Source organism: Herbaspirillum lusitanum P6-12 (assembly GCF_000256565.1).
GTDB lineage: Bacteria > Pseudomonadota > Gammaproteobacteria > Burkholderiales > Burkholderiaceae_D > Herbaspirillum > Herbaspirillum lusitanum.
Genome location: NZ_AJHH01000193.1, coordinates 1 through 490 on the forward strand (window position 1 = coordinate 1; position 490 = coordinate 490).

The 490-nt window shown below is 61.6% G+C and carries 1 protein-coding gene; it reads left to right on the plus strand.

The annotated features are described in order from the left end of the window. Window positions 1-487 (plus strand): amino acid ABC transporter permease (locus HLUSI_RS27315; RefSeq protein ID WP_016833230.1); only part of this gene is annotated, 487 nt, incomplete at its 5' end. Window positions 488-490: the final 3 nt, after the last annotated feature.

Genomic DNA, 490 nt, shown 5'->3' on the forward strand with positions numbered 1-490 from the left:
GCCGCTGCTGGTGCAGTTGTTCCTGCTGTTCTTCGGCCTGCCGCAATTCGACATCCTGCTGCCGGCTTTCCTGTGCGGCGTACTGGGCCTGGGCATCTACTCCGGCGCCTACGTGTCGGAGATCGTGCGTGGCGCCATCCAGTCGATCGACAAGGGCCAGATGGAAGCGGCGCGTTCGCTCGGCATGTCGTCGGGCAAGGCCATGCGCACCATCATCCTGCCGCAAGCCATCGTGCGCATGATTCCGCCGCTGGGCAATGAGTTCATCGCGCTGATCAAGAACTCGGCGCTGGTGTCGCTGCTGACCATCGCCGACCTGATGCACGAAGGCCAGAAAATCATCAGCGTGTCCTACCGTTCGCTGGAAGTCTATATCGCCGTCGCGCTGGTCTACCTGGTGCTGACCAGCCTCACCAGCATGGCCCTGCAGCGGGTCGAGAAACACCTGCGCGCCGACAAGGCCACGCAGTTCATCTTCGATAACTGATAA